Origin of the sequence: Sphingobium sp., from assembly GCF_032153725.1 — a bacterium.
Lineage (GTDB): Bacteria > Pseudomonadota > Alphaproteobacteria > Sphingomonadales > Sphingomonadaceae > Sphingobium.
In genome coordinates, this window is record NZ_JALDYQ010000060.1 from 1 (window position 1) to 25,693 (window position 25,693).

At 59.7% G+C, this 25,693-nt stretch carries 19 protein-coding genes; 4 read left to right on the top strand and 15 right to left on the bottom strand.

The window, feature by feature from the left end; all coding sequences use genetic code 11:
* Nucleotides 1-210: 210 nt before the first annotated feature.
* The 9 genes from RUH75_RS17460 to RUH75_RS17500 form a co-directional block, all read right to left on the bottom strand.
* Nucleotides 211-2,661, bottom strand: a complete 2,451-nt coding sequence (locus RUH75_RS17460; RefSeq protein ID WP_313808402.1) for a TonB-dependent receptor — start codon at nt 2,659-2,661, stop codon at nt 211-213.
* A gap of 457 nt (nt 2,662-3,118) precedes the next feature.
* A complete protein-coding gene (locus tag RUH75_RS17465) occupies nt 3,119-4,723 on the bottom strand; it encodes an MFS transporter (protein ID WP_313808404.1) in 1,605 nt (534 codons plus the stop codon).
* Between the two features lie 199 nt (nt 4,724-4,922).
* On the bottom strand, nt 4,923-5,834 hold the full coding sequence (locus RUH75_RS17470; RefSeq protein ID WP_313808406.1) for a TauD/TfdA family dioxygenase: 912 nt from the start codon (nt 5,832-5,834) through the stop codon (nt 4,923-4,925).
* Nucleotides 5,835-5,955: 121 nt separating this feature from the next.
* Nucleotides 5,956-6,855: a crotonase/enoyl-CoA hydratase family protein gene (locus RUH75_RS17475; RefSeq protein WP_313808408.1), complete on the bottom strand. Its 900-nt coding sequence runs from the start codon at nt 6,853-6,855 to the stop codon at nt 5,956-5,958.
* A gap of 145 nt (nt 6,856-7,000) precedes the next feature.
* Nucleotides 7,001-8,194 carry an NADH:flavin oxidoreductase gene (locus RUH75_RS17480; protein WP_313808410.1) on the bottom strand — a complete coding sequence of 398 codons (1,194 nt, stop codon included), beginning with the start codon at nt 8,192-8,194 and terminating at the stop codon, nt 7,001-7,003.
* A gap of 246 nt (nt 8,195-8,440) precedes the next feature.
* Nucleotides 8,441-8,761, bottom strand: coding sequence for a 2Fe-2S iron-sulfur cluster-binding protein (locus RUH75_RS17485; RefSeq protein WP_313808412.1), 321 nt, complete (start codon nt 8,759-8,761; stop codon nt 8,441-8,443).
* A 117-nt stretch (nt 8,762-8,878) separates the two neighbouring features.
* Nucleotides 8,879-10,621, bottom strand: a complete 1,743-nt coding sequence (locus tag RUH75_RS17490; protein WP_313808414.1) for a D-aminoacylase — start codon at nt 10,619-10,621, stop codon at nt 8,879-8,881.
* Nucleotides 10,622-10,806: 185 nt separating this feature from the next.
* Entirely contained in the window at nt 10,807-12,033 is a 1,227-nt protein-coding gene (locus tag RUH75_RS17495; protein ID WP_313808416.1) for an MFS transporter, read from the bottom strand.
* A gap of 273 nt (nt 12,034-12,306) precedes the next feature.
* A complete protein-coding gene (locus RUH75_RS17500) occupies nt 12,307-13,662 on the bottom strand; it encodes an MmgE/PrpD family protein (RefSeq protein WP_313808418.1) in 1,356 nt (451 codons plus the stop codon).
* Nucleotides 13,663-14,152: 490 nt separating this feature from the next.
* Between RUH75_RS17500 and RUH75_RS17505 the strand changes: the two genes are divergently transcribed.
* The 3 genes from RUH75_RS17505 (at nt 14,153) to RUH75_RS17515 (ending at nt 17,588) form a co-directional block, all read left to right on the top strand.
* The gene (locus RUH75_RS17505) at nt 14,153-15,493 is read left to right on the top strand and encodes an aromatic ring-hydroxylating dioxygenase subunit alpha (protein ID WP_313808420.1); all 1,341 of its coding nucleotides are present in this window, start codon (nt 14,153-14,155) and stop codon (nt 15,491-15,493) included.
* A gap of 356 nt (nt 15,494-15,849) precedes the next feature.
* Complete coding sequence (locus tag RUH75_RS17510; RefSeq protein WP_313808422.1) at nt 15,850-16,779, top strand: TauD/TfdA family dioxygenase; 930 nt, start codon at nt 15,850-15,852, stop codon at nt 16,777-16,779.
* Between the two features lie 11 nt (nt 16,780-16,790).
* Nucleotides 16,791-17,588 carry a class II aldolase/adducin family protein gene (locus RUH75_RS17515; RefSeq protein ID WP_313808424.1) on the top strand — a complete coding sequence of 266 codons (798 nt, stop codon included), beginning with the start codon at nt 16,791-16,793 and terminating at the stop codon, nt 17,586-17,588.
* Between the two features lie 136 nt (nt 17,589-17,724).
* On the opposite strand, the gene RUH75_RS17520 is transcribed toward RUH75_RS17515, so the two are convergent.
* Nucleotides 17,725-18,684: a TauD/TfdA family dioxygenase gene (locus RUH75_RS17520; RefSeq protein WP_313808426.1), complete on the bottom strand. Its 960-nt coding sequence runs from the start codon at nt 18,682-18,684 to the stop codon at nt 17,725-17,727.
* A gap of 126 nt (nt 18,685-18,810) precedes the next feature.
* Here RUH75_RS17520 and RUH75_RS17525 point away from each other — a divergent pair, with 126 nt between their 5' ends.
* Nucleotides 18,811-19,797, top strand: coding sequence for a GlxA family transcriptional regulator (locus tag RUH75_RS17525; RefSeq protein ID WP_313808428.1), 987 nt, complete (start codon nt 18,811-18,813; stop codon nt 19,795-19,797).
* 117 nt (nt 19,798-19,914) lie between these two features.
* On the opposite strand, the gene RUH75_RS17530 is transcribed toward RUH75_RS17525, so the two are convergent.
* The 5 genes from RUH75_RS17530 to RUH75_RS17550 form a co-directional block, all read right to left on the bottom strand.
* The gene (locus RUH75_RS17530) at nt 19,915-20,400 is read right to left on the bottom strand and encodes a VOC family protein (protein ID WP_313808430.1); all 486 of its coding nucleotides are present in this window, start codon (nt 20,398-20,400) and stop codon (nt 19,915-19,917) included.
* A 71-nt stretch (nt 20,401-20,471) separates the two neighbouring features.
* Entirely contained in the window at nt 20,472-21,734 is a 1,263-nt protein-coding gene (locus RUH75_RS17535) for a DUF1214 domain-containing protein (RefSeq protein WP_313808432.1), read from the bottom strand.
* Between the two features lie 772 nt (nt 21,735-22,506).
* Nucleotides 22,507-23,685 (bottom strand): MFS transporter, encoded by a 1,179-nt coding sequence (locus tag RUH75_RS17540; RefSeq protein WP_313808434.1) that lies wholly within the window; start codon nt 23,683-23,685, stop codon nt 22,507-22,509.
* A 558-nt stretch (nt 23,686-24,243) separates the two neighbouring features.
* Nucleotides 24,244-25,197 carry a phytanoyl-CoA dioxygenase family protein gene (locus tag RUH75_RS17545; protein WP_313808436.1) on the bottom strand — a complete coding sequence of 318 codons (954 nt, stop codon included), beginning with the start codon at nt 25,195-25,197 and terminating at the stop codon, nt 24,244-24,246.
* Nucleotides 25,198-25,201: 4 nt separating this feature from the next.
* Nucleotides 25,202-25,612 carry a carboxymuconolactone decarboxylase family protein gene (locus RUH75_RS17550; RefSeq protein ID WP_313808438.1) on the bottom strand — a complete coding sequence of 137 codons (411 nt, stop codon included), beginning with the start codon at nt 25,610-25,612 and terminating at the stop codon, nt 25,202-25,204.
* Nucleotides 25,613-25,693: the final 81 nt, after the last annotated feature.

The window sequence follows — 25,693 nt, forward strand, 5'->3', positions numbered from 1 at the left end:
ATCAAGCTCATCTGCGTTCGCCTCTGGTGCAACGCGTAATGAGTCTACGCGCTAATGAGGTCGACAACTTCTCCACGGACCTGAGGTTTATCCCGATTCGGCGCATTGCGGCGCCGACCCTTTCTCCCATCCGGCCATCCAATGGCAATATCCCACGGGTAGCCGGATGAAGGAGCGAAGCGAGGCACATGCCTCGCTTCGAAACGGCGGTCAGTGTCCGAACGTATAACTCAGGCGGAGACCATAGGTCCGCGGCTCGTTCGGGGTCCGAACGACGAGGCCGGCACCGGTAGCCGGATTCGCTGCAATGCCGGTGAACGGCATGACATATTTTGTCTTGAAAGCATTGTTCACGAAGACGGAGACATTGAAATTGCTTCCCATCACGTTCTGCCATTGAGCGTTGAAGTTCGTGATGTTGTAACCCTTGATCCAGTATACGGCCCGAGCCGTGACGGGGAAGCGTGGATCCCAGGAATCGGAGCTGTTGAAGCCGCTCTGGGCAAACCAGTTGAAGCCAATATCAGCCGTACCCTGCGATGCATCGAGCGGCAGGAAGACCCGCCCCGATACGCTGCCGATGTGCTTGGGAGCACGTGCGAAGGGCACGCTGGTCCGATCGATGCCGTCCGGCCCCAGGAAGCTGGTGAACTTCGCGTCGGTATAGGAATAGAAACCGGAAAATTCGAGCCATTTGACAGGCCGGAAAATGGATTCGAACTCCAGGCCCTGGATGCGTGCTTTACCGGCATTGGTCACGACAGTCGTGACCGGAATGGTCGAAATGTCTGCCAACTGACGCTGGATGTCCCGATAATCGGCATAGAATAGCGCGAAGTTCGTCCGCAGGAACGTCCCGCCAATATGCCAGTCCGCTTTCAGGCCCAATTCAACGTCATCCACCTTTTCCGGCTGGAATGTACGGCGCAATCCGGCAACTGTAACGGCTCGCGCTCCGTACCCGCCGGTACGGTATCCATGGCGCGTGGCAAGATATGTCAACACATCCGGGGACAGCCGCCAGTCAAGACTGATGTTGTACGTCGGTTCGCGGAAATTCGCCTTTAACGGCAGTTCGCAGGCCGAATAGGGAATGTCGCCCGATACCGCGTTGAAGAAGCGGCATGCACCGGGTGCCGAGGGCCCAACGATAGGTCCGTCGAAACGGTTCCGTATCACAGCCTGACGACGGTCGTAATTCTGCCGCACGCCAATCGTGGCAGAAAGCCCTTCGGCCACGCTGTCCATCTTGAATGTCGTCTGCAGGAAAAACGCGGCGCTGGTGTTTTTCGCCAGCGAGCCAGTGCGTGAATAACGGCCATAGAGACTATAGCCGCTGGGACATCCTGCCGGATTGCCCAGCACGGGAGCGGGAGTCACAATCAGACCGGCCGCATTTCGGCAGAATCCCGCGAGGGGATCGTTGAAGACGTCGGCATTGCTGGTGAAGGCCGAAGCACCGAGGGTCGTTGGCGTGCCGGCCGAGCTGGAGTTTCCGACCGTGGGCGAGCCTTCGTCGGATTTTTCCTGGAAATAATAGGCGCCGGTGATCCAGCTTCCCCAATCCGCGTCGCCCAGAAGCTGGAATTCTTCTGAAAACTGATGCTGGCGCGCAAAGCGTTCGATGTGGATATCGACGGCAGCCGTGCCATCAGCGTCGTCAAAAGAGTGGAAACGGGATTTGCGATATCCGACAATATTCTTGAGAGTAACACTGTCGTTGATCTTGAATGTCGTGATATTCTCTACGTTCCAGTTCCGAACGCGGGTAAAGGCCTTGAGGCCGCTGGCAACATGATAGTTGTCCCGGGTCAACTGTTCGATCGCTCCTGGCGTGCCGCCGATCGGGATCGCAAAGCCTCCGGTGCCACCGTTGTTCGCGTTTGCGTACCCGCCGCTGAATACAGTCGTTAATCTGTCATTCGGATGAAAGTCGAGTGTCCCGCGAATACCTTCGGAGTTTTCATCGTTGATTGCCGCATTGTTTCTGAGAACGTCGAAGATATAACCGCCACGCTCCTTATGCTGCCCGGCGACGCGCAGGCTTAACGTATCACCGATTGGCAGATTGATCATCGCATCTGTAATATAGGTATCATAGTTCGCGACCGTCTGTGCGATGGACGCTTCGAAATTCCGGCTTGCGCCATTTGGGGTGACCACGACTGCGCCGCCGGGCGTATTCCGCCCGAACAATGTGCCCTGCGGGCCACGCAGAACCTGGACGCTGGCGATATCGAAAAATGCAAGATTTGCCCCGAGCGGGCGCGGCACGACGATTTCATTGATGTACAGTGAAACCGAGGGATCGGACAGACCGGTCAAATCCTGTTGGCTGAGCCCGCGGATCGAGAAGATCGGTGCCTGCGATCCAGCTGCGCCCGGCGAGATGATGAGGTTGGGAACCTTGCCCGAAATATCGCTGAACTTCGTAATCGCCTGACGTTCCAGCTGGGCGCCGCTGACCGCTGACACCGCGACGGGAACATCCTGTTGCCGCTCTTCCTTCCGGCGCGCGGTCACGATGATATCGTCCGAATTACTGATCGCAGTCCGTTCAGGACCGGGCGCTGTTTGCGCCAGCGCGCTTCCGGCGCCTGCCAGGCCCGCAAGTGTAGCCGAAGCGATGCACAGCGCTATCCTGCTTGTAGATTCAAGCATTTTACCCCTCCATATTATCTACGCGAGAATAACTCACCAGCTTCTCATTGAAGGTGCAGGACGCAGGACGCGAGTCCTTCGAGCCATGTTGCATGAGGCAAGACGTTCTTCATGGCCCGAAGTCTCTGTGATAATCCATGTTTTACAAGGAAGTACGCAACTTTTTCCAGCGGGAGATGAATAGGGATTCGCGCGCGGGGAACAAGGTTCGGCCTTATCGACAATACCGCTTTCATCATGAAGAGGCGCACGGCCGCACTTGAATTTGCCAAAGACAATATCCGAGTGAACGTGAACTCTTCTGGCAGGATCACTGGTGGGCACGAAACCTTGTAAGCGGCGATGGCAACGTAACTGGCATTGCGGTAGCATGGTCGCGTGAGGGGCGCGAAAACGCGAGAGGATGGGACGGCATGCCCATTGCAATCGATGGCGGGCCACTATGCCATCCGGGCATTCACCCGAATGTCTGTACCTCGAAATATTTAACGATGGGAGGGCTGACGCCGACCGTCAGCATCCTGATGGATTGAAAATTGCTTCGATCCTCATTTGTGCGCCGGCGATTGTGTCGCAAATATTCTTCCCAGTTAGCCACTTCATATTTTTCCGTCCAATGGCCGGGCGCGGAGAGGCTGCGGAGAAGCATCCATCGCCGCGCGCCATCTCGACGCCGAATCCGTCCGCGTTCGTTCATGATAGTCAGGAATGCATCCCTATCCTCATGTCTCACCTCATAATCGATCTGGACCGTTATGGGGCCATGGATCGCTTCACCCACAGGAGAGTCCTGCGGGGGCGCCCATTCCGCCGCCGAAAGATCCTGATTCTCATTGACGACGATAGGCCAGCGCATGCCGGCCACGACACTTGCAATCTGAAGAACGGCCGCTGCTCGAAGCGCGGTCACGATATTCATCTCCGATGCAATGGTCCCAAAGAGGAAACTGCCGAGCGCGATCCCGGCAAATGCCGCCATCTGGTACAGCGCCAAAGCGCGCGCGGCGACCCATCTGGGCGCCGACAGCTGGACGCTCACATTGTAGGTCGAGAATGCGACGACATAGCCGGCACCGGCCATCATGTGCGCCATCAATATGATGGGCAGATAGGAAGCCAGGCTGACAAGCGCCGCGGCCATTGCCAGACAGATCGCAGAAAACGCCGCAACCGCTTCTGCTGCCATAAGGCGGCGCAGATAGGCACTGCCAAGGGCACCGATCATGCCCCCCGCTCCGTAGCTTGCCAGCAAGATACCATATGTCATCGCCCCACCCTTGACCAGGTCACGGGCGATGAGTGGCATGGTCGCCGGGAGAACACTCGCCGCCAGGCCAAAGAGGAGCGCCCGGCACATCAGGCGCATCAGCATGGGGGATAACGTCACATAGCGAACGCCGGCCCCCATTGCAGGTACAAATTTCTCCCGCGGCAGGCTGTCTGGCGACGCCTTAGGGCGCCACCTTACCAAGACCGCGAGAAGCCCCGTATAGCTCATCGCGTTCACGAAGAATGCCGCCAGGGCACCGCCCAGGGAAACGATCAAGCCGCCAATCGCAGGACCCAGGCTTCGCGCGACATTGAAGCCGATACTATTCAGTGCGGACGCACTCGATAGCGCGGATCTTGGCAGGATCTCGCCCACCAGGGCCTGCCAGGCTGGATTATGGAGCGCCGAACCGCACCCGAGCAGAAAAGTAAACGCCAGAAGGGATGATGGGGACAGGATTTTCGACCAGGCGCACAACGCCATGACGAGCGCGGTTGCCATCATGAAGCCGTTGGCGGCCAGCATGACGTTCCGCCGGTTGTAACTGTCAGCCACCGCCCCGGCCACGAGCGCTAGAAGCATCGTCGGCAAACTCGCGGCGGTTTGCACAAGCGCAATCATCTGGGGCGATCCGCCCAGTTCCGTCATCATCCATGATGCGCCCACGGCCTGTACCATGAGCCCCAGGTTGGAGCACATATTGGCAGACCAGATCGCCCGGAAAATCGGCGTTCTTAACGGAGATCCATCCGTGGGAGCGGTCATATCTGGCCTTATTGAAACGCGGCGCATCTGTCACCAGACCCGCAGCGCTCCACATAGCCGGACATTCTGAATTTGGCAAAACCGGCAAAAGTTCTGCACCGCAGGCACCCAGGGAGGACAGGCCGGTCAAGGGCGACGCAATCGGGCAGCCCGCGACCTTCCAGGAGGCGTGAGCCATAGCGAACAGTCAAACAAGGCTCCTGTGAGCGATCGTGGCGATGGCGGATTACGCGCTCGGGTCAAGCAGCGGCATCGCGGGGCCGTAGGGACGATCGCCGCCGATCTGGACGCGATGCATTTCACGACGCCAGCCGCCATAATCGTTCACGGCGAAGTGCTGCGTGCAGCGATTATCCCAGAATCCCAGTGTACCCTTACGGTAGCGGAAGCGGCAGGTGAATTCGGGCCGGCGTGCATGTTCAAGGAAGAAGTCGAACAGCGGCTGGCTCTCGGCCTCGGTCATATCCTTGAAACGAATCTGATAGCCAGCATTGATGAACAACAACTTGCGCCCCGTTTCAGGGTGAATGCGCACGAGGGGATGATCCATCTCCTCACTTACGTCAGCATTGATATCGAACTGCATGCCCTTCTGCTTGACCTTGCTCTTCGCATCATCGTCGGCTCCGCGATCGGGATCATAGGATACCGCGGCGGTGTGAACGACGATCAGCCGGTCAGCCAGTTCCCTCATGCCCGGCGAAAGCGTTTCATAGGCGAGATAAAGATTTGAAAACAGCGTGTCGCCGCCAAATGGCGGGGGATCGACCGCGTAAAGCATGGACCCCAGAGGCGGGCACTCCATGAAAGTCACGTCTATATGCCAAAGGCCGCCGAAGTTCAGAGTTTTTGCGGAGTTGTCAGCGTCGCGGATCAGTGGCGCGACTTCCGGAAATCCCGGCAATGTCTTGATGAACGGATGCTTCGTCAACGGGCCGAAATTACGGGCGAAGTCACACTGCTGAGCTGGCGTGATTGCCTGATCGTGAAAATAGATGACGAGGTTCTCGTGAAAGGCTCGTTTAATCTCCGCCAGGACCTCCGGCCTCAATGGCTGCGAAAGATCCACACCGCTGATCTCGGCGCCAAGCGCGCCGCTCACTGGCTCAACAGTGATGTGCTCGTAATGGCCGCTCATATCTCTTCCCTCTCACTCGAATTTCTGCACGACAGGCGACTGCGAGGAACCACTCGATCCCATGTGCCTCGTTATCCGTAACGATTTCCAGGCCTGCCACAGGAGCATGTGTCTCAGGCTTTCAAGGAACCTCAGCCGGGTCGATTTCGCCGGAGCCGAATGGCGCATCGCGCATCCGCAGCGCTTCCTTAAGCCCAAACTCCCGCACATTGGCCCGCCACGCCGAACGCGCCGGTGACTGATGGGCGCGTGTGTCCATCTCATGCGCCATGCGCTGGAGAGTTCGCGCGCCCTGCATCTCCAGTCCGACATTGATGATACGCTTGTTCGCCGCAAGGATATCCGCATCGACGGCCGCCAGTCGCCCGGCAAGCCGATCCACCGCATGATCCAGTTCGGCAGCCGGGACCGATTGAAGAACGAGTCCGATGCGGGCCGCCTCACGCCCCCTGATGATGTCGCCGGTCAGGGTCAGGCGCTTGGCCCATTGCGGGCCGACATGATACAGCCACATGTTGTTGGGAGGAGAACCCTGCGCGCGGGTCGCGGGAAAGCCAATGCGTGCATCATCGGCCGCGATGATCATGTCAGCCAGGAGGGCGATGTCCGTACCGCCAGCGAGGCAGTTTCCGTGAACGCGCGCGATGACCGGCTTATGCAAGTCGAAGATCGGCATTTTGAGATCGCTCATTCGCTCAAGCTGCCATGCATCGTCGTCATACCGCGCAGAGCCCCGATAGACTTCCTCCACCGGGGACTCCGAGACATCAGCTTCCAGCGACTTCTCATAGTCGGAGTTGCTTCCGATGTCGTAACCCGCGCAGAAATCCTTTCCTTCGCCCGCAAGCACGATGCAACGAACGGATCGAAGATCATCTGCCTCCAGAAGGGCATCACGCATCTCACTCAGCAACTGCGTGTTGAGAGCGTTCCGCTTTTCAGGCCGATTCAAGGTGATCCGGGCTATATAGTCGCTCACCTCGAATCTTATGGTTTCGGTTGTCCTTATCCACTTAGCCATCATAATCTCCTCGGGCGGAAAACTCCTGAAGGGCAAACAGAATTAGCCGTTCACCGGCAGGATGTCAGCTGGATGACGAAGGATATTTCCCCACCATCCGTCCTGCAATTCCGGCGCCACCTCAGTTCCAAAAAACACCTGGCCGTCAGGTCAACTTTCGCAGATTTTCAACATCATAGGGAAGTTGCTCGCGCCCGCTCCAAAGTTTAACGGTCCAGTCAGGATCATTCAGAAGTGCTCGGCCAACACCTATCAGATCGAATTCTCCCGCTTTGAAGAGGTTCACCACCTCCGGAATATTGTCAATCATTTCGGATATGTTGCCCTGGCGGTCGTCATAATATTCCCTGTTCAAGCCAACCTGTCCCACGGCCATGGTTGTCTTGCCAGTAACTTTCCTGGTCCAGCCTGCCAGGGTCGTTGGATCTCCGTCAAACCCCGGCTTGGTCAATTGCCGGTTGCTCACATCAAAGACGTCGACGCCCGCGTCCACAAGCGGAGCGAGAACAGCCTCCAGTTCTGCGGGGGTGCTGGCCAGCCGGGCATTGTAATCCTGCTGTTTCCATTGGGAGAAGCGAAAGAATATCGGCATATCCTCGCCAATCTCGCGCCGGATCCTGCGCACGATTTCTGCACCAAAGCGCCCGCGATTCTCGATGCTCCCGCCCCATTGATCGGTGCGTTGGTTGGTTTCCTTCCACAGGAAGTTATCGATCATGTAGCCGTGGGCCCCGTGCAGGGCGATCGCGTCAAATCCTATGGAAACCGCGTCCTTGGCAGCGCGCACATAGGCGTCGATGACGTCCTCTATGTCCTGCTCGCTCATGGGACGAGTAGGCGCAAAGGTCGCGGCCACATAGTCCGGGTGAATGGAGCGGTGGCCACCGAAAGGCCCCCACGTCCCTGACGGCCTCATCGACTCGGCATCGGGAAACGGCCCACTTCCTTTCTGGCGCATCACCCCCTGATGCCACAGCTGCGGCGCGATCTTGCCGCCGGCCGCATGCACCTCTTCCACGACATGGCGCCATCCGGCCAATGCGTCGGCTCCGTAGATGCGCGGTATATCCGCTTCATTCAGGCCAGCCTGGCCAAGCGCCGACGGATGATCGATACCCACGCCTTCGGTGATGATCATTCCCGTTCGCCCCTCAGCCCGGCGACGGTAATAAGCAGCCATGTCGGGGCCGGGAACGCCATTGGGCGAAAAGCCCCGGGTCATGGGAGCCATCACAATGCGGTTGGCCAGCTCGAGTCCGCGGATGCGGATGGGAGAAAAGAGCGGGGAAGCCAAATGATTTTCCAACGAATCAAACAAAGCTCTCAACTCCAGATTCAAGTGCCTTCACGATCATCGATCTCCTGTCTGCGACTGAATTGCAACGAAACGATAGTGACGGGACTTCCAGCCCCATGATGTGCCACACGCTGCAACTCACAGAAGGATTTGAATTTTCTTTCCATTATCCGGCGCAGACTGGTTTGCCGGTATCATGGCAACATCGCCTTGACCTTCCATCGGATAAGGTAGAATTGATCTGCCCTCCGCCGGGCGCCATGGGATCATGCCGCGCTTCACCGATCATCATCCCTGCTCTTCGGGCGTATGGACGATCAGGCCATCCAGCGCCGGTCGCAGGCGGATTTGACAGGACAGGCGTGAATCCGCGCGCCTGCCGTGGGCAAAATCAAGCAGATCCTCTTCGTCGGGCAACGGCGGTCCGACGCTTGCCAGCCAGGCCGGATCGACATGGACATGGCAGGTGGCGCAAGCGGCGGACCCGTCGCACTCGCCAACGATGCCGTCCACGGCGCCGCGCTTGCCGATCTCCATCACCGACTGCCCGATGTCGCCATCCAGCCTGTGTTCGACCCCGGCCGGCGTGATGAAGGTGATCTGGACCATGTTGACCTCTTGAATCCCAGAGTCATGAGGAAAAACCGGCACGGCTCCCGTCGTGCCAGTCTTCATCACTTGCCCACGCGCCGCTTATCCGCATGGGCGCCCCATCCATGTCGTGGATCAGGCGACTTCATGCTGCGCTGCCATCGCCGCGGCTGGTGCGCCGCGCGCACCGCGGACCAGTCGGCCCGGCAGGGCATCGGTTGCCTCGCCATTGCGATAGGTCACGGCGCCGCTGACGATCGTGGCGACATAGCCTTTCGATTTTTGCGACAGGCGCTTGCCGCCTGCCGGCAGGTCGGCGACCACGCGCGGCCGGTGCAGGACCATGTTGGGGATGTCGAGCACGTTGATATCGGCTTTGTAGCCCACGCCCAGTTGACCGCGATCGCAAAGGCCCACCGACCTGGCCGGCTGGCTGGTAAGCGCCTTGATCGCGGTGGGCAGGTCCAGCCCGTCGCGGCCCAGACGACCGGTCAGCAGATAAGTGGTATAGGCCGCGTCGCAGATCATGCCATAATGGGCGCCGCCATCGCCCAGCGCGACGATCATATTGTCCTGGCCGATCAGGTCCCGGCTCTTGGCCATATAGGCCGGGACATCTGATGAATAGGAGCACAGGATCGCCCTGCCCTCCTCCTCCAGCAGCGCGTCGTAGATCATCTCGCGGGGATTGATGCCCCGACGCTCGGCTTCCGCCTGGATGCTGCATTCGGACGCGAAATTATAATCTGCCGGGTCGCCGATGCGGTAGAGCGCGCCGATCGACTTGAGCAGGCCGACGAAGGCGGGATTGGGATCATCGGGCTCCTCGGCGATGAGGCGCGCGCGCAGTTCCGGATCGCGCATCCGGGCGACCTTCTCCGCCAGCGGCAGCTTGGCGATCGGCCGGTAGCTGGGATTGAGCGAGAAGGGGTGATAGCTGAGGTCCAGTCCGTACATCACGCCCATCGGGCGCGGCATGAACTGGCAACGGATGGTAAGGCCGTCGGCCGCCGCCTGACGCACGCCAGCGATATAGCGGTGCCAGTTTTCCAGTCGCGTCGCGATGGAGATCAGGCTGAAGGTCACCGGTACGCCCGCCTGCTCCGCAATGGCGCGGAATATCTTCAATTCGTCTTCGGCATCATTATCCAGATTGGGGTTGCACTGGAATGTGCCCTCGCCCGCATCCCTCAGCCCTTCGGCCAGCGCCAGCACCTCGTCCAGCTCGGTCGTCACCGATGGCGCCAGTTCGCCCGAGCGGAAGCGATGAAACAGATTGCGTGAACTGGCGACGCCCAGCGCGCCAGCCTTCACCGCCTCGCTGACATGGCGTCGCATCTCGGCGAGATCGTCCTGCGTCGCCGGCTCCAGATTGGCGCCGCGCTCGCCCATGACGAACACGCGCAGCGGGCTGTGCGGAATCTGCGTTGCGAAATCAACGTCGGACACGCGCTGGTCCAGCGCGTCGAGATAATCGGGGAAAGTCTCCCAGTTGAACGGCACGCCTGCGGCCATCACGACTTCGGGAATATCCTCCACACCTTCCATCAGCTTGATCATCAATTCGCGATGCTCGGGCCGGGAGGGCGCAAAGCCGACGCCGCAATTGCCCATGACCACCGTGGTGACGCCATGGTTGGAGGACGGGACCATGCGGTTTTCCCAGGTGATCTGGCCATCATAATGGGTGTGCACGTCGACGAAGCCGGGCGTCACGGTCAGGCCGCTGGCATCGATTTCCTCCCGCCCGCTTGCCGTGATGTTGCCGATTTCCGCGATGACGCCCCCCTGCACGCCGATATCGGCGACATAGGGCTGGGCACCCGTACCGTCCACGATCGTCCCACCGCGGATCACCAGGTCGAATTGATTGCTCATACCTCTCCTTCCAGACTCACCGGGTTCGGGACTCGGCGTCTAAATAGTATCTGCTATTTATCCTGTCGAGCCGCGCAGAACAATGGCTAAATGACGGGATGCGGGAAATTTTCGATCAACGTGCTTCCGCACAGGCTGTTCAAGCCATGTGCCGCGCCGGTCTTCCGGATGCCGATGGTCGCGCGTCAGACGGGATGCGCCAGCCGTTCTTCCGGCGGATAGCGGCCCATCATCAGGTAGCAGATGGCTGCCAGGAAAAAGCTGCCTGACGCCGCCATAAGCGCGATGCTGTAGTCGCCGAAAACATCATAAGCCTTGCCGATCAACGTCGCGCCCAGCGCGACGCCCAGCGCAATGCCCAGCGTCGACAGGCTGTAGATGGTGGCATAACTGCGCAAACCGAAATAACGGGCGATCATGAAGGCGACGATGTCGATCTCCGCGCCCTGGCCCAGTCCGATCATCAGCACGGCGCCATAGAACAGGGCGGGATGCACGTCGTGCTGTAGCAGGAGAAGGCAACCGATGGCCGGCGCGATGTTGAGGATGAAGGCGACGGCGGGCGCCCAGAAGCGGTCGACGAGCACGCCGCTGAGGAGCGCGCCCGCGGCAGCGGCCGCGCCCATCATGGAGACGGCGCCGACTGCGGCCATGGCATCCAGTCCCTTGTCGACCGCCAGCGGCTTCATCTGGGAAAGCAGCGCGACGACAGGGACATAATTCAGCACGGATGCCGCGATCAGGATACGGACCTTGGGCATGGCGAGCAGGACGCGCCAGCTGTCGCCGCGGACGTGCGGCGCGCCGGCGCGTATCCCGGTGGTCTGGGCCGGGGCCCATAGCCAGATCAGGGGCAATGCCAGAAGCAGGATGAAGGCGCCCAGCAGAAGATAGCCACCGGCCGTCCCGAACCGTAAAATGACGGGAAACAATATCATCGGCATCAATGCGCCCGTGACGGCAAGGCCGGATCGCGCGACCGCCAGCGCCGTCCCCCGCGTCCGGTCGAACGCGCCGCTCAGGATGCGCGTCACGGTGATGCCGGTCGTGGCCATGCCGACCAGCGCGAACAGGAAATGCACGACATAGAAATAGCCGAGCGAGCCCTGCATCGTCGCCAGCAGGCCGTAGCCAAGCGCGGTGAGCAACAGCCCCGCCGACAGGACCGGTCGCACGCCGTGGCGATCGGTGAGCAGGCCGATGAGCGGGGCGACGAAGGCGATGACGAAACCGAAACTGTGGACTAGGGCGATGTCGCCGCGGGACCAGCCGAATTGCTGCTGCAACGGTTCCACGAACAGGCTGGAAACGGCCGAATAAAGGGAATAGCCGAGCGACCCCGCGAACAGGGCGGCAACGCCGGGGCGCCACGCGCGCCGCCATTCCGTTGCAATGAGTCCCAGCTGCGACATTTCCGCAGCAGACTGTTCCCGATGATGAGGCGCGTGCATGCCCTATGGTGCGGCAGGGCGGCGGAGAGGAACAGCGGCGATCGGAAAAGAGACGCCACTCTACGCATATGTGTAGAAACGCCGTGACGCCCATGAACGTCAAGGCACATCGTCAACAGCAGCCATGGCGCGAGCGCGGCCCAGGGCCGCGCTCGCATTCGCCGTTGGCGGGTGATTGTGAGTCCAGACCTTATTCCCGACAGCACACGGCGCGAACCAAAACGGGATTAAGCTTCAGGCGGCCAGCCCGGGTTCAAGGCAACGCACCAGGGGCGTTACGTCCTCCAGAAATTCGAGCCTGCCGACCAGATGAATTACCTCCTCAATCGCTTCTTGCGAAAGCAATCCAGAGGTCTTCTCGCGAAAGCCCTGGGCATTTTCTTCCACTGACAATGGATCGACCGCGTCGCCATGCGCCACCGTGCAGGTGATCGCGACGCTGCTGCCATCTTTCAAATGCACCACGATCCGATTGGATTTGCTGAGCTGTTCGAAACCCGATCCTGGAATGACGACTGCACCAACCCTATCCAGATGCTTGACGATCTCCGGATTGGCCAAGCCTTCGACGGAAAAGGTCCGCCAGTCCATGGCTTCACCGGCCAAAACCGCAGCGACCGTGAAAGGCAAGCTGAAGCGGGCCTGTTCGACGTCAAGGGGAGCATCATATTTGACGATGTTCTGAAAGGCCTCGTTCACCTCCACCTCGACGCGCGCGATGTTTTCGATGCCGATGCCGTTCGCTGAAACCAGTTCGCGCAGGCCATCTATGATCCGTTGCAGCAAGTAGCAGCACGGATATTTTTTTTGCCCGACATGCATGACCCGCAGATCCTTGCCTGTGCCGAGTTCGAACCGGATGTCCGGCTGGCCGGCCAGCGCGTCGAAATAGCCAGCCGGGCCGTCAAGGATCGTAGGATTGCCCCCGATTCCCCGACGGGCCAGTTCAGCCGCCATGATGCCGTCGCGTGCGGCGAACCCGGCCTCCACGACATGCGCGGCCGAACCGGTCTGCCGTACCAGCCCGCCGCCGAGCGACGGGGCCAGAGCAATGGCGTCGCGCATGGCATCTGCGTCCAACCCCATCATTTTAGCGGCGGCGGCAGCAGCGCCCATCGTGCCGATATTGGCGCATGAGAGAAAACCGCGCTTGGCGGCACCATGGTCCGACGTGGTCATGCTTGGCCGCGCCGCGACCTCGAAACCCAGGATGACGGCTTCCAGCACCGCCCGGCCCGACGCCTTCAACGCCTCACCCAGGGTGAATGCCGCCGGCAGCAGGAAGCAGGTATATTGCGCCTCCGGCCAGGCAACATCTTCATATTCGGTGCAATGCGACGATATGCAGTTGAGGGCCGCTGCCATATCCGTCGACGTACGCATGCCGAAACCGATCGCGCTGGCCTGTGGCGTCCCGCCCAGCGCCCTGGCGTAATCGGCCATGGCTTGCGCGACTTCCATCCTCGAACCGAGAACCATAGAGCCAAGCGCGCTCAGGCATAGCCCCTTCGCCCGTTCGACGACGGACTGATCGAAGTCATCCAGCGTGGTCTGCCGGACATAGTCGGCTATCCGCGATACCAATGTCACCCAGTTTAACTCCCTCAGCTTTCGCGTCGCGGATACTGGACCTACCCCGCCGTCTTGTCACCTTTGCCGATTAGTCACTCCATGCTGGATGCAGCGGGATTATATCAGGATAATCAATGATGTGGCTGTGTTCTTCCCTCTTTCATCTCCGACGATATGCGGCTGGTCGATTGCTTTTTAAGGCACGGTAACGCCATCATGCGGGACAAGGAGAGGGCCCGATGCGGAGGTGAGGCAATTGATCGAAGCCGTTCAGAACCGCATCGCTGCGCCGCTGTTCACCCCCATATGCACCGTGGGCCGGACCTTTTGGTCAGCGTCGGACGAGGATTGCGGAACCATCCTGATTGGACCCAGCGTCTTTGGGTTGGTAAGATGCGACTGCCCGTGGACGTCGGAAATCTCAAGCGACTTGACTTGAGCAAAGTCGAGTGAAGTGGCTCACCAACCTTTAGCCTTTTGGAAGTGGAATTGCGCAATGGATCGGGAAATGCGGAAAGATGAAGGCAGGACGCAGCATCAGGCAGTCCGGATCGATTTCATTCCCGTCGAAGGCTATATTTCGCGTCCCTATGTCCAACTGGAAGCGGAAAGGCTTTGGGCACGGGTCTGGCAGATGGCATGCCGTGAAGAGGAAATCCCAAATCCGGGCGATTTCTACACATACGACATAGCCGATCAGTCTATCACGGTGGTGCGGCGTCAGGACGGCGCTATCGCAGCCTATCACAATGTTTGCCCGCATCGGGGCCGGCGACTCACCACCGGTTGTGGTCGGATGGGGCGTTTCCATTGCAAATATCACGGCTGGCAATGGAGCCTCGAAGGCACGCCAACGCACATCGTCGATCGGCATGACTGGAATGATTTGCTGAGCGACGCGGACGTTTCGCTGGTACCCGTCATGGTTGGCACATGGGGTGGCTGGATTTTCGTGAATATGGATTCCGACTGCGAGCCATTGGAGAGCTTCCTGGAACCAGCCAAGTCGATGCTGGACCCCTATGAGTTCGACAAGATGCGGTATCGCTGGCGCAGGCAGGTCATTCTGCCCTGCAACTGGAAGGTCGCGCAGGAGGCCTTTGACGAAGGCTATCATGTGCAGACCACGCATCGCCAGCTTTTGGCGGCACAGGATGATCGCAGCTATAGCAAGGCTTATGGCAAGCATGGGATGTTCGGCTATGACGCCGCCCGTGTAAGGGGGGTTCCGAGCCGTCGGATTGCCGATGAGGAGACGCGCCGCACCGTCAGTGTCCGCGACGGCTTTTCATGGTTCGTTCGCAACATCTGGGAAACGCTGGATGCCACGGTAACGACGGCAATGGTGCGGGCGGCCGATCGGGTAAAGAATGAGTTGCCCGTCGATGCCCCAGGCGCTGAGGTGCTCGCCGCATTCGCCAGATTCCACCGGGAAGAGACGACGGCGGATGGAACGCCATGGCCGGATATTTCGGTCGAACAGATAATCGCAGCCGGCACGGATTGGCATATTTTCCCCAATATGGTCTTCCTGCAACAGCCCACAAACCTGCTGGGTTATCGCGCGCGGCCGAATGGGGACGATCCCGATAGCTGTATTTTCGAGGTCTATGTGCTGGAGAGATTCGCTCCAGGCAAGGAGCCGAAGGATGTCCAGGTGGAAATAGCCGCGGATTGGCGCACGGCAGATTGGGGACTCATTCTGTCCCAGGATTTCCAGAATATGGGCGAGGTGCAGCGAGGCATGAAGTCGCGGGCATTCAAAGGCGCAAGGCCCAATCCGCTGCAGGAACGCGCTATCAGTAACTTCCATGAGGCGCTGCATTATTATCTCACGGCCAAGAATTGAGATGGCAGCACCCTCAATCGGCTGGACGGACGCGATCGATTCTTCGGACGTGCCGTGATGGCCCGGGGAGCTTTTTCCTACGCCGGATGATCGGAATAAAAACGCCATATATTAATGGCATACGCGGGGGTATAATCTGCGTCTGAGGTCAAAGCCAAAAAACTTCGTTGCGGATCAGCCACCAGGATGGTCTGACAGACACAGTGATAAGCGCGGCGCGTGCGCCTGGCATCGAATGGAGAGGTTCGGGGTTGCCTGCAGCCATCATGCTCATGCATGCGGCTGCGCCCCGGTCGGTGACAACGCCTCCCCTGACAGTTCGCCCGCTCCGATAGATGGTATCTAGGACAGATGGCATGAATGGCGATTATAAACGCATCATAGTGGAACCCGTCAGCGGCGCCCTGGGCGCCGAAATCAGCGGCGTTGATCTTTCTCGGCCGTTGGACGATGAGACGCTGGGAGAGATCAAGCGGGCGTTCCAGGAACAGCTGGTGATCTATTTCCACGATCAGTCATTGACGCCCGGACAACAATGCGATTTCGCCCGTAATTTCGGCCCGTTGACCAAGCATCCGTTCATCAAGACCTTGCCGGGCTTTGCCGAGGTTGCGCCGCTGATCCGCGACGCCGATGACTCGGTGAAGACGCTGAATTTTGGCGGACTGTGGCATATCGACGTGACATTCATGGAATGCCCGCCACTGGGGTCCATGCTCTACGCGGTCGATCCGCCGCCTTTTGGTGGCGACACGATGTTCTCCAATCTCTATCTTGCCTATGAGACGCTTTCGCCGGGCATGAGGGAGCTGGCTGACCGGCTCATCGTCGTCCATACCGCTGCGGTATCCTACGATCCGGACCGTGGCGCCGATGATGCGGCGAAAAGCAAGGTCAAGCAGAAGGGCATGGAGTTCGATATCAATGCTGATGTCAGCGATGAAATGGAGCATCCGCTGGTGCGCATCCATCCCGAAACCGGCAGGAAGCTGCTCTTCATCAATGCCGGCTATCAGATTCGCTTCAAGGATATGACGGAAGCGGAAAGCCAGCCGCTGTTCGACTTCTTCCTGGAGCATGCGCGCCGGCCGGAATTCACATGCCGCTTCCGCTACCGCAAGGGCACGCTGGGCTTTTGGGATAACCGCTGCACCCAACATTTCGCCTTGAATGATTATCATGGCCATCGGCGCGAAATGCATCGGGTCCAGATCGGCGGCGACCGCCCCTTTGGCCCGGCCATGCCGAAGGTGGCGAACACGGCAATACCGGCATTGGCCGGTTGATGGAGGAAAAAATGGGAACCGTGCGTCTGGCAGCATGCGCTTCGTTGCGCGACAAGGTTTCGCCTGAAGAATGGGCATTGCGTGTCGATCTTGCCGCCTGTTACCGACTGATGGCCCATTACGGCATGACGGATCTGGTGTACAATCATATCACCGCCCGGGTGCCAGACGGGCAGGATCATATCCTGATCAATCCCTATGGTTTCCACTATGAGGAAATCACTGCCTCAAGCCTCTACAAGATCGATCTTGAAGGCAATGTGATCCTGCAACCGGACACGGACTATGGCGTCAATCATGCTGGCTATATCATCCACAGCGCGGTCCATGGCGGGCGGGAAGATGCGGCCTGCGTGATCCACACGCACACCCGCGCCAGCATGGCCGTATCGGCCATGAAATGCGGGCTTCTCCCCATTTCGCAAACGTCCATGCGTTTCTACGATCGGATGGGCTATCATGATTTTGAAGGCCCGGCCGTGAATGCGGAGGAACGCGCCAGACTCGTAACCGACCTGGGGCGGCATGACGCGATGATGCTGCGCAATCACGGCACGCTTGTGCTGGGCCGATCGGTCGCCGAAGCCTTCAGCCTGGCTTATTTTCTGGAGATGGCGTGCAAGGCGCAGGTCGATGCCATGTCGTCCGGCGCTGACCTTATCATTCCGGAAATGGCAATTGCCGAGCAAACAGCAGAAACGATGGCGCCGAGGGACGGCAACCAGATCGGCCAGCAGGTCATCGGCGAGATGGAATGGCCGGCGATGCTGCGCCTGCTGGACCGTCGCGACCCATCCTATGCACAATAGGCTTTTCTAGCGGACCATGGCTTGATCCAACGGACGAATTGGTTCCATTCAATATTTTTACGATGAATGGCGACATAGCCGTCGTATCGGCCGCATCGGCCGGAGAACGAGGGCAATGCCCCAGCGCCTGCCTCACTCAGTCGACAATGCGGGAAACCTGACGATTGCGATCGAGTTCCGGATCAAGATAGCGGCCGACCGCATAGTCGCCCATGATGGTGGTCCGCTTGGCGTAGCGTGAGACATTGAGCGGAACCCCAGCCGCGGAATGAATGATCCGCCAATTGTCCCAGACGATCATGTCGTCCTTTTGCCATTTGTGAAAATACATATAGGTCGGATCAAGCAGATAGGAACTCACCTCGGCAAGCAGTTCGTGGCTCTCATCCTTGTCCATGCCCAGCACATGTGGCGTATGCATGGGGCAGAATTTGAGTACCTTGCGGCCGGTTTCCATCTGGGTGATCACCATCGGGTGGACCACTGCCGGGAAATCAAAACCCCTGTCCGACGACTTGCCGGGTATCACCTTGCGGGGCAGGCGCTTCAATTGGCCGACGCCGAAGGTGTTGGCGTCCATCGTGCCGCAGAATTGATAGACGACCTCAAGTCCCTCGATCCGCTTCTTGAGATCGTCCGGCAATCGTTCATGGGCACGGATCGCATCGACGAAGCCGGTTTCTCCCGCCTCGCTCGCGGGATTGACCATTCGCAGAACCGCCCCTCGCACGATGGTCGGCATGAACGCCTGATCCCAGTGCCAGCCGATATAGCCCGCGCGGTCATGACCATCGACATTATAATGCTGGTTGAAGCGCGGGTCCTCATTTTCCGGATCGTAGCGCAGATCGAGCATATAGGGATTCTGTGCGTTGTTCATCGATGCGGTGGCCGAGGGCTCCAGTTCCCCGAACACCCTGCTCAGCCGCATATGGACTTCGTCATCGACGGCCGCGCCGCGGAACAGAACGACGCCATGTTCAATCCAGACACGGGTAATCTCGTCTCTGGTCGCCCGATCCAGCTCCGACGACAGATCGACGCCCGTAATCTCGACACCGAGATGGGAAGACAGGGGACTCGTCTGAAGTGACATGGCTTTCTCCAGCAATCTCAAAAATGGGCGGTCATCTTGTCAGACCCCAGCATGGTGGATGCGATTGGGTGTGCAACATAGGCCATGGACAAAACAGGGGAAAAGCGGACATAATAGCGGCCGATCATGCCACATCCCGTTTCCACGCTCCGCATCGCCATCCTCTGCTCGCCCGACACCCAATTGGCGAGCGTCGCCCCCTTCCTCGACCTAGCGCGCCTGTCCAGACAGGCCGATGGCCAGATGGGAGAGCAGGAACGGACTCCGGTGCTCGACGTCGAACTGATCCGCACCGGTGGACAGCCATCTTCGTTATTCGAGCCGCTCGTGTCTCCCGGGTCCGACGCTTTTCCGATCGGGTGCAGCGCGATCATTCTGCCGGCGGGCGCGGACCTGAGCGGGTCCATTCCCGTCCCGGACGAACGATGTCTTACCTGGCTGGAGGCGGAGTATCGACGCGGAGTCTGGATCGGCGGCATCGGCACGGGCGTGCTGATGCTGGCTGCTGCGGCTATGCTGAACGGAGGGCCAGCATCCATCCCGCCGCGCCACAATCAGTTGATCCGAAGCCTATATCCGCGCATCACCCATGGCCATGTCGGCGGGATCGTTGAATATGGAAGGATTCTCACGGCCGGCGAATGTGCGTCGACCTTCGCGCTCGCCGTGATGTTGACCCGGCGAATCCATTCCCATGGCCTGGCTGAGCGCTATCGGCGGGAATGCGGGATTCTCGAGGCGGTGGTCCCCGACGACAGCCATCTGCCCATGCGCCAGAACAGCGACTTGCTGGTGGCGGAGGCGCGGGCATGGATCATCGCGCATATGCAGGACCGGATCGACATTCCGTCCCTGGCGGCGCATTTCAACGTGAGCGCGCGGACGCTTTCGCGTCGCTTCCACCGCTCGACAGGCACTACGCCGGCCCACTTTCTACGATCCGTGCGCATGGATACGGCCCTTTCCATGCTGCGACGGACCCGCTTTTCGGTGGAGCAGATCGCGCATCTGGTCGGATATAGCGACGTCGGCGCATTTCGAGAGGTGTTCCACTCCCACATGGGCATTTCGCCCCGGGAGTATCGCATGGCCAATCTTTCGTCGCAGCCATAATTCCTGGCCGCAAGGCGATGGCCGGCGCGGTCAGCCCGCCTCGATCAGATAACTCCCGCAGATGCCCGCTTCCGGGTGACGATCATCACCTTGCGCCGGAAACGCAGGCTCATGCCTTCATCCCCCCTGCTGCTCGGCCATGAAGCGGTCGATGCCGGCATTGAGCCTGTTGACCAGCGCACGGTCCGACAGTTCAACGAAGAAGCCCAGTTCCGCCACCGTGTCGAGGTGGACCACCGCCGCATCGCCATTGGACAGCGTGGCGCCCCAGCTTTCAAACACGCATTCGGCGCCGCCGGGGCGCTGTGTCATGTCGTCCACCGCATAGCCCATGTGGAAAATGCCTTCGCCGCGCGTCTCCAGCCATTCCTTCGCATTGCCCTCGCCCACGACCGGCTGGATCATCTCCAGATAAACGTCGCCCCATTTGGTGAAGGCATTCCTGTTGGCGAAACGGCCGCGCCAGTTGCGATAGCGCCCCTCATAATCGGTATCGAGCCGCCAGAACGGACCCAGGCCAAGCAGCCTGCGATAATGGTCCATGCCTTCATCAATATCACGGACGACAATGCCGATCTGATAGAAATCTCCGTTCAGTTCCATGGTCATATTTCTCCAGCATCCCGACGGGCGCGGGGGCGGGGGGGGCCTCTCATCGCATTCGCGCGCGGCCGTCAGACAGTCGTGCGGCGATCGGCGGCGGCCCGGCGCGCGGCGACCTCCGCCGCCCGCTGCGCCACGGTCACTCGCGGCAAGGCGGGATCGAGATTCGCGACCTTCACAACCGTCCCCCGGATTGTCGGCACCCTATCCACCCCCTGCCAGCGCACCAGGAACTGGACATGATGCAGACCATTGGTATCGATCCAGTTGGCGACCCCGGGATCGTGCGGGGCGACGACGACCGTTACGGTGCCGTCGCCGTTACGCACTGCCATGTCGGTGGTCGTGCTCGAAAGGATGCGATGCGCGTCGATCGAGCGGAACCACCAGTCGTGCAACGCGACGGCTGAATAATGCGCGCCCGCCGGATCATAGGTCGCGACGAACGCTTCATCGTCCGCCAGCACGATGTTCCCGCGACTGCTGGTCTGACGGACCAGTCCGCCGAACGCCGCCCGACCGTCAGGCACCAACAAGGTGTTGGGCTTGAGGGCGCTGAACATGCGCGAAAACCAGAAATAGAGCGGCACCTCCTCGATCATCCGCTTGGCGGCCTCGGTCGCAAGTTGCTCCTCGGTTAGCGCCGTGGGCCCCGGATCGAGGCACTGGATTTGCAGATCGAGCGGACTCTGCCTGGCCCAGTCGCTGAGGCTATCCCGCACGAAGAGGAAGCGGACGTCCTCGACCGTGGTCATATGGTTCTTCCGACCATTGGCGGGCTGGTCGTCGATCGTGATCTCGAAGGAGCCGTCAGCCGCCAGGTCAAGCTCGTCGTACATCAACGTCTGGACGGTCATCGACGTGCCCCAATTGGCAACGAGCGTCAGGCTGATGGAAGGGGCCACCGGTCCGGCAGGCTTGCCTTTCAACACATAGCGATGCCCATGCCCGATTCCCGCGACGCGATAGACGTTATCGGGATTGTCGCCACCCATGCGGGCTGACGGAACGTCCCTGTCGGCCCAGCGGTAGCCATGCATGAACAGGCGGACAATGCGCGGATGACTGGGATCATAGGCCGCCGCCTTGAACAGATAATTGACGACGAATTCGTCTATCGCGCCTTCGAAGGTCGATTTGGCCTCGTCCGGCACCTCCGCGCCGTGGGCGATGGCGAAATTCTGCGCGACGATGCGCCGCGCCTGCTTGATCCGGTCGGTTGCCCACAGCCGGCGCACCAGTTCCTCCGCGGCGAACTGATCGGGATTGGCGATGGGATTGGAAGAGCTGGCGGTAGCGCCGTTCGCTGCGGCAGGAAGGCTGGCGCTCACCATGGCGAATACTCCCAATTTGCCGGCAACGGCCATAAATTCACGCCGATCGAGTGTTGTACCATGATCCATCTCCTCCCGCTCCCGGATGCGGTTATTCAATCACTGCCTGGTAAAAGAAATGCGGCATTGGCGGCTATCTCCGCCATGACATTCTCCACTTCCGATTTTCAAAATTCGGACCGGCCGTGCAACTTTGCGTTTAGCATAGGCAAAATGCTTCTCTTGGTAAAGTAGATTTCCATGCGCGCGGTTACGGAGTGAACCCGTGAACATAAAATATCGCCCGCATGCATCGCGACGCGATCGCTAGCGCATTCGAGCTTCGTTCACTGGAACCAAAAATCGCGACAGGCACGATTTGACGGTCTTAGCCTGCGCCCCGAAACGGAAAAAAGAACATTCGTTCCATTTTTACCGCATCGCGGGCCCTCCTCTGGCAACAGCCCGGAATCCGCCAGCGCCAGCGCCAGCGCGGGGCAAGAGGCCCCCTTCCCGTCAATCGCATCAAGAATGCCGCCGCCCCTCTTCACCGAGCGGAACGCGATCCGCGCCAAGGCGCTTAAAAAACGCGGCAATCCGTGCCCGCCGTTCTTTTCTGTCAGACAGAGGCTTGGGCGGAGGCATGCGGTCAAGCGCTTCCGCGATGACCCGCACTGGCTGCGCTCATCGCGGTGAGAAGCGCCCGGCGGGCCAGTGCGTGATCGGAGCGAATGGTGATGGCGCGGTGCCAGAATCCGTCCCTTCCGGCACCGCCCCCCCCCAATCCCCGGCCTTACTCTGGCGCGCCGACGGCTCCAGGTTGGGGATAGCGGCCCATGGCAAGATAACATAATGCCGCGCAAGTGAAGCAGGCTGATGCAACCATCAGGGCGATGTTGTAACTGCCGAAATGATCGTAGGACACGCCGATCATGGTTGCCCCCGCCGCGACCCCAAGCGCAATGCCCACGCTTGTCAGGCCAAAAACAGTCCCATAGCTCGCCAATCCGAAATATTTCGCGATCATATAGGCAACGATATCAAGTTCGGCTCCTTGCCCCAGGCCAAGAAGAAGAATGGCGCCATAAAATGCCATTGGAGAGACGTGATCCTGAACCAGAAACAGGCAGCCGATCGCCGGGGCCAAATTCAGAACGAAGGCAACTGCCGGCGCCCAGAACCGGTCGACCAGCACACCGCTCAGCAATGCTCCTGCGGCCGCCGCAATGCCCATCATCGAAATGGCGCCGACGGCCATGGTGACGTCCAGCCCCTTCGATATGGCGAGCGGCTTCATCTGCGACAGGATGGATACGACGGGCGCATAGTTGAGCGCCGCCGCCGCGCAGAGAATGCCAACCTTCGGACGGGTGAGCAGAAAACGGATGCGATGCCCCCTCTCGTCCGTGCGGAGACGCCCGGCCTTGATTTCCTGGCTCTTGCTGGGGACCCAAAGGAAGATCAGCGGAAGTGCTATAAGGAGAATGAGCGAGCCAAGTATCAGGTAGCCGCCAGCCGTTCCGAAGCGCGTGATCACAGGGAACAGGATCATCGACATCAGGGCGCCCGAGATCGCGAGGGACGATCGACCAAGCGAGAGCGCCGTCCCGCGGGTGCGACTGAATGCGCCACTTATCACCCGTGTAAAGGCAAGTCCGGTTGTCGACAGGCCGACAAGATTGAAAAAGAAATACACGGCATAATAATATTCCAGCGACCCTTGCATCATCGCCAGAAGGCCATAACCGCTCGCCGTCAGGACCGAACCGACCAATAGAACGGGACGCACACCATAGCGATCAATGATATGCCCCAGGACGGGATTCGCGAATGCGATGAAAATCCCGAACAAATGGACGGCAGCAATCTCCCCCCGGGTCCAGCCGAACTGCCGCTCAAGGGGTTCTACGAAAAGGCTCGAGACAGCTGAGAACAGAGAATAGCTGATCGAACCCGCAATCAGGGCAGCCACTCCAGGGCGCCATGACTGTTTCCACTCATCCATTACCAACTCGAGTTGGGACGGCTCCCTCATAGTCTGAGCAACATAACCATTAGCCACATCATTCTCCTGCGGCGAAATGCCGGTCGATCCCGACCGCTAAATGCTTGGTCGCCTCAAACAGCCAAGTTCATAAGGCGCATGCCATTTCCTGCATGACCTTCCAGGTTTCCTCGGCGGCGAGTTCGCCGCATGCTTCCTGCGTAAGGAACCCGGCTCAGCCACGCCTTCCGGATGCGGGTAATCCGACCCCAAGAACAGCCAATCCGCGCTGCCCGCCTGATCGATCACGCTGCGCAAGTCATCCTCCGGATAGGCCGCCACGGAGATGTAACGCTTGAACAACGCTGCACGCCCGCATCCCATTCCTCCCATATCTGCGGGGAGAGACATGCGGGCCATGCATCGTCAATTCCGTAAGAATGCGTGTCGGTGCCGAAAATCGGCTCACCATAGACCGGCCCATCCACACATTCGCGCAAAATGGCATCGGTCATGGCAGAAGCTCCTGTACGTTTTCAGCACGGATCAATGCGGTGGTCGAACCATCATCGCGCGACCCGCATTATGCGCCACCAACACCATCGATCCAATCGCAAAACGGTCGGGAACGTCGGCCAACGGCAAGCGCTTTCCATCCATGCCCCGGAAATAGGTGTCGGAGTCCAGGCTGAACGACCGTTCTCCCTCCTCGGTGCGCACGGTCAATCCATCGTCCCGCAACGCCACAAGGGTGCCAATGGCCGGTTTATCGTCGCTGTCCCGCATGACCCGCAAGTCGACCGAGAACCGGAACCGGTCGGAGATGTTGGTGAGGCCGGTATGCGGCGTCATCACATCCATCATCAGCAGATCGCCGGGGCGGTATTCGCTGTGCCTCCATTGACTGCCGGGAATGGAATCAAGCTCGATGCCCGAGTACAGGTCATCGACCACCGGATGGAGAATGGCTCCCTTGTGCAGCCCTTCCGCAACCGCCACGCCGCCCATATCCGCCGTGACTGTGACCAGGGGAACCCAGGTGACGAAAAAGGGTATGCCGCGGTTGAACGCACCGTCCTGATGAATGAAAAGCGTACGCTCTTCCCCTGCCTTACCGTTCGGCGGGGTGCCCCGATTGACGATGTTCGCGATCCAGTGCGGTTCATCGCCCAGAAGAGAGCGAAAAAACGCGTGGATGGATGGAGTATCCACGAACGTCCGCCAGGCATCCGTCCGCCGGACGTTCTCGCGAAAGGCCGCGGCATCGAACGGCTGACCGTTATAGCGGAACAGCAGATCACCTTCTTCAACGACCTGTTGCCGCAGCAGCTCGGCAGCGTATGCGTCACGAAATTTCGCGACAGCTTCCTGATCGAGAACATCGCGAAAGAACCAGTATCCGTCTCGGTCCCACGCCTCTTGCAAACCTTCCAGATCACCCACCAGATGAGTTGACTCGTTCAGATCTTTAAATTCTCGTGGATCTAGGATCGACGCCATCGGATCATTCCTTATGCAAGCAGTTCGGGTCAATGCCGGCTTCCTTCAGCGCTTTCATCGCAACCTCGATGGCGCTGGCAACAGCCGGGAACCCAACGTAGGGAACGAGTTGCACGAGCGTCTCGCGGATTTCCAGGACCGACAGTCCGTTGCGCAATCCGATCTGGATATGCTTTCGCAACTCTTCGGGTTGCCGCAGCGCCACCAGGGCGCTCATCGTGATCAGGCTTCGTTCGCGCCTCTCGAGCCCTTCACGCGACCATACCGAACCAAAAGCGAAGCATGTCGCCAGGTCCGAGACAGGTTTGGAGAAGCTGTCACTCTCTGAGTTGAGGGTGCTGGCCATCTGCTCGGCGGCTTCCTCGCCGCGCAATTCCGCGTAGATTCTCAGCCCCTGGCCGCGCACCGCTTCCACACTCTTCCTCTCTCGTCTTTGTCGGCAGTTGAAACCACCGCCTTGTTACAGGTTTAGCGCCTGGGGCACTTCAGCGCACCT